General features: G+C 62.4%; 4 protein-coding genes, 1 tRNA gene and 1 other RNA gene. 2 read left to right on the top strand and 4 right to left on the bottom strand.

What is annotated here, in order from left to right:
* From J7G73_RS12500 to ffs, 4 genes are all read right to left on the bottom strand, one after another.
* Positions 1-181: SsrA-binding protein (locus J7G73_RS12500; RefSeq protein WP_291246501.1), on the bottom strand; the 181-nt coding region annotated here is incomplete at its 3' end.
* A gap of 78 nt (positions 182-259) precedes the next feature.
* Positions 260-859 carry a recombination mediator RecR gene (recR, locus tag J7G73_RS12505; RefSeq protein WP_291246502.1) on the bottom strand — a complete coding sequence of 200 codons (600 nt, stop codon included), beginning with the start codon at positions 857-859 and terminating at the stop codon, positions 260-262.
* A gap of 12 nt (positions 860-871) precedes the next feature.
* Entirely contained in the window at positions 872-2,869 is a 1,998-nt protein-coding gene (gene dnaX, locus J7G73_RS12510; protein ID WP_291246503.1) for a DNA polymerase III subunit gamma/tau, read from the bottom strand.
* An 84-nt stretch (positions 2,870-2,953) separates the two neighbouring features.
* Positions 2,954-3,052: signal recognition particle sRNA small type (gene ffs, locus J7G73_RS12515), an RNA gene on the bottom strand.
* A gap of 189 nt (positions 3,053-3,241) precedes the next feature.
* Between ffs and J7G73_RS12520 the strand changes: the two genes are divergently transcribed.
* Positions 3,242-4,510, top strand: coding sequence for an amidohydrolase family protein (locus J7G73_RS12520; RefSeq protein WP_291246504.1), 1,269 nt, complete (start codon positions 3,242-3,244; stop codon positions 4,508-4,510).
* A 399-nt stretch (positions 4,511-4,909) separates the two neighbouring features.
* Positions 4,910-4,985, top strand: a tRNA-Ala gene (locus J7G73_RS12525).
* Positions 4,986-5,007 lie beyond the last annotated feature (22 nt).

Below are 5,007 nucleotides of genomic sequence, written 5' to 3' on the forward strand. Positions count from 1 at the left end.
CGATCAGCTGCCCATTCTCCACATCCACCCAGGAGTCCTTCATGTTCACCTGGCCCATGCGGAGACTTTTCACCTCGGTGCCCACCAGCTCGATGCCTGTTTCCAGGCTTTCCATGACGAAATACTCGTGCCGTGCCTGCCGGTTGGCGGCAATCTGTTTGGTTTTCACCTGCTCGGGCATTTCGTCACCTCCTCCGGTGTGCGCCCTTGGCTTCTGTTTACAAAGTATAACCCGCTGCGGTCGGCTTTGTCAAGCCGCTCACAGCTCGCCCCGGCCGCTGAGCGCCTTATACAGGGTGGTCTCATCGGCATATTCCAGGCTGGAGCCCACCGGCAGGCCGTAAGCCAGGCGGGTGGTCTTGACGCCCAGGGGCTTGATGAGCTTCGCCAGATACATGGCGGTGGCTTCGCCCTCCACGGTGGGGTTGGTGGCCATGATGACCTCCTGAACCTCGCCGTCGTGCAGGCGGGCCAGCAGCTCCTTCACGCAAAGCTGATCGGCGCCGATGCCGTCCATGGGCGAGATCAGGCCGTGCAGCACGTGGTACAATCCATTATACTCCCGGGTGCGCTCGAAAGCGGTCACATCCCGGGGGCTTTCCACCACGCAGATCACCGAATGATCCCGCTTGGGCGAGGAACAGACCTTGCACAGCTCGTTCTCGGTGTAATCCTGGCAGACCTTGCACCGGTGCAGCTTGGTGTGCGCCTCCTCAATGGCCTTGGCCAGCTCTGCCGCCTCGGCAGCGGGCATGCTCAGCACCTGATAGGCCATGCGGGTGGCGCCTTTGCGCCCGATGCCGGGAAATTTGGAAAACTGTTCCACCAGCCGCTCCAGCGGCGCGGCGTTGTATCCCATGCTGATCGCTCCTTACAGGCCGGGGAAGTTGGCGTTGCCGGTCAGCTCCTGCATGGCCTTGTCGGAGTCAGCGTCCACCACGCGAACAGCCTCGTTCACCGCAGCGGCCACCATATCCTCCAGCATCTCGATGTCGTCCTTGTCCACGATCTCGGGATTGATCTTGAGGGAGGTGATCTCGTGCTTGCCGGTCATGGTGATCTGAACCATGCCGCCGCCAGCGGAAGCCTGGTACTCGGTGTTCTCCAGCTCCTCCTGCTTGGCCTTCATCTCTTCCTGCATCTTCTGGGCCTGGCGCATCAGGGCGTTCACGTCGGGCTTGCCAAGGATCTCCTGAGATTCTCGGTTCTTACGGATGAAGTCACGGAAGGTCGGCCCGCCTTCGATCAGCACCCGGCGGCCGTCGTACACGGCACGGGACTTTTTCAGGTGGGAATAGAGCTGCCGGTCCCGGGTCTCCAGAATGGCGACCACCTGGGGCCAGGGCTCGAAGGGCTGAGGCGGCTCACCCTTGGCGGGGGCCGCAAGGCTCTGCCGTTTTGGCTGGACCTGCTCCACCGGGGGCGGGACCTCCTTTTGCTGGATGGGCTCTGCCTCCCAGGGCAGGGGTTCCGGCTGTTGGGCCGTCTCGATGGGCGCGTCCGCCGGTTTTGCCATCTTCCGGATCTCCTGCGCGCTCACAGGAGGGGCATCCAGCTCCCAGGGGGGAAGGTCCTGACTCTGGGGCGCGGCATTTTGCGCAGTCGCCTTGGGGGCAGCTGCTGCCGGGGCCGCGGCTTCCGGCTGGCGCACCGCGAAGGGTGCGGGATCAGCGGCGGCAAAGGGCGCTGCCGCAAAGGGGGCCGCGCTCTGCTGGCCAAAGGCCGGGGCCTGCTGCTGGGCCGATGCTGTCTGCACCGGGGCGGCCTGCACCGGCTGCTGGGCAGCCTGCGGCGTTTCGGTCAGGGCAAAGAGGGCCAGCTCCAGCTCAATGCGCTGGTCGGTGCCCCGGCCCATCTTTTCCAGCGCGGAGCCCAGCAGGCGCACGGCCCGCACGCTCTCGCCCTGGCGGATGGTTTCAGCGGTTTGCAGATACTGGGCTTCCTCCTCCGGGGCCACCCCGCTGAGCAGGGCCTTGCCGCCGGGAAGTGCCGCCAGCATCAGGTTGCGGTAATGGGCGATCAGCTCCTCGCACAGGCGCTTCATGTCCACCGACTGCTGACGCAGCTGGGCCACCTCGGCCAGAGCCTCGGTGGCGTTTTTGCTGTGCAGCGCGTCGCTGATGCGGAACAGGTAGCTGCGGTCGGTCACACCGGCCATCCGCCGCACCAGCTCCTCGTCGATCTGGGTGGAGACACCGGCGCAGGTGTCCAGGATGGACAGCGCGTCACGGAGCGCACCGTCCGCCAGGCGGGCGATCAGCGCCGCCGCACCCTCGGTCAGCTCCAGCTGCTCCTGAGCGGCCACGTAGCTCACCCGGGCGGCGATGTCCTCCGGCTTGATGCGGCCGAAGTCGTACCGCTGGCAGCGGGACAAAATGGTGGCCGGCACCTTGTGAATCTCGGTCGTGGCCAGGATGAAGATCACATGACTGGGCGGCTCTTCCATGATTTTGAGCAGCGCGTTGAACGCCGCAATGGAAAGCATGTGCACCTCGTCGATGATATATACCTTGTAGGCACAGGCGCTGGGGGTATAGGCGGTCTCGTCCCGCAGATCGCGGATGTTGTCCACGCCGTTGTTGGAGGCGGCGTCGATCTCCACCACGTCCAGGATGGAGCCGTCGTCGATGCCTTTGCAGATCTGGCAGACGCCGCAGGGGTCCGGGCTGGTCTTGTCCTGGCAGTTCACCGCCTTGGCGAAGATCTTGGCGCAGGTGGTCTTGCCGGTGCCCCGGGTACCGGTGAACAGGTAGGCATGGCCCACCCGCCCGGTGGCGATCTGGTTTTTCAGGGCCGACACAATGCCCTGCTGGCCCACCACGTCCTCGAAGGTGCGGGGCCGCCATTTGCGGTAAAGCGCCCGATACATCCTGCCGTGCCCTCCTTTCTGCCGGTACAAAAAACGGACAGGCCCGCAAGCGCCAATGCGCCTGCCTTTGCGCTGCTTGGCATACGGATGCAGGCTGCCTGCGGCGCACAGGGCAGACCACTTAATGCTGCTCGGTTCCCCGCCTGACATGGTTCATGGGGCCCCATCGCACAGGGCCCGCATCCGTATGCCGAACAGCGCACCGTTTTGGCTCTGTCCGAACAGTGCTATTATATAATAAAACCACCATAAATGCAAGAGATTTTCTGTTGCATTTTCCCCTTGCCCTTTTACGTGAATTCCGTTATAATATTCGGCGGCCGTTTTCTAAGATGATTTTTTCCATTAATAATGTAATAAAAGGAGTAGTCCATGAACCAGACTTCATTTGCCCTGAAGGGCAATATCTTCTTCACCCCCGCTCCTGGCCAGCTGGCCATCTACCCGGAAAGCTATCTGGTATGCGTGGAGCAGAAGGTGGCGGGCGTGTTCGCTCAGCTGCCCGAGCAGTACAAGGACCTGCCTGTGGAGGACCACAGCGGCAAGCTGATCCTGCCCGGCCTGGTGGATCTGCACGTACACGCCAGCCAGTACGCCTACCGGGGCCTGGGCATGGACATGGAGCTGCTGCAGTGGCTGGAGGCCAACGCCTTCCCGGAAGAAAGCAAGTTCGCTGACCCGGAATATGCCGAGAAGGCCTACAGCATCTTCACCCAGCAGCTGCTGCACAGCGCTACCACCCGCGCCTGCATCTTCGCCACCATTCACCGGCCCGCCACCCTCAAGCTGATGGAGCTGCTGGAGAAGGCCGGCCTGTGCTGCTACGTGGGCAAGGTAAACATGGACCGCAACAGCCCGGACATTCTGCGGGAGACGAGCGAGGAATCCCTGGCCGAGACCCGCCAGTGGCTGCTGGACAGCGCCGCCTTCCAAAAGAGCAAGCCCATGCTCACTCCCCGCTTCACCCCCAGCTGCACCGATGAGCTGATGGCCGGTCTGGGCAAGCTACAGAAGGAATTCGGCGTGCCCATGCAGTCCCACCTGTCGGAAAATCTTTCCGAGATCAAGTGGGTGAGCGAGCTGTGCCCCGGCACCCGGTTCTACGGCGAGGCCTACGAGCAGTTCGGCCTGTTCGGCGGCGAGTGCCCCACCGTGATGGCCCACTGCGTCTGGAGCGGCGCGGAAGAGCGGGCCCGCATGAAGGAGAACGGCGTGTTCATCGCCCACTGCCCCCAGTCCAACATGAACGTTTCCTCCGGCATCGCTCCCATCAAGAGCTTTTTGATGGAGGGCCAGAAGGTTGGCCTGGGCAGCGATGTGGCCGGCGGCGCGCATCTGTCCATCTTCCGTGCCATGACCGACGCCATCCAGTGCTCCAAGCTGCGCTGGCGGCTGGTGGACCAGAACACCCCCGCCCTGACCATGCCCGAGGTGCTGTATCTGGCCACCAAGGGCGGCGGCGCCTTCTTCGGCAAGGTGGGCAGCTTTGAGCCCGGCTATGAGTTCGACGCCATCGTGATGGACGATTCCAACCTGCCCACCACCCGGCTGTGCAGCCTGCCCGAGCGGCTGGAGCGGATGGTCTACCTGGGCGACGGCGCTCCCTGCGCCAAGTACGTGCAGGGCCAGCGGCTGTTCTGATTGTTCTGTATATGCTATAAACGCCGAGGGCGGCGCCGGAAGCAAACCGGCGCCGCCCTCTGGCGTTTTCGTTATGGAGGGTCATGTGATTGGGTGGATCGTTTTCCCGGCCCGCCGCAGCGCGGCATCCCCAAAAGCCGGTGGACGACTCCATTCAGTTAGCATCAACTAACTTTGTGGTATTATCATAGCGCTTCCTGCCTCATCCGTCCATCAAATCCTTGCACTGGACTTTTTCATCCTTGGCCCATTCCCCCTGCACAGCTTGCTCAAAACAGCACGATCGAATGCTTTCGGGCCCTGCGCCGAAAAAAGTAAAATTTTTTCAAATTGGGTATTGACGATTGGGATAAGTCCTGATATAATAATCAAGCAGTCGAAAAACGGCGGCAAACATCTGGGGGTATAGCTCAGCTGGGAGAGCGCTTGAATGGCATTCAAGAGGTCAGCGGTTCGATCCCGCTTATCTCCACCAGAGGACCTGAAACTTCGGTTTC

Source organism: Allofournierella sp. (assembly GCF_017889395.1).
Classification (GTDB): domain Bacteria; phylum Bacillota; class Clostridia; order Oscillospirales; family Ruminococcaceae; genus Allofournierella.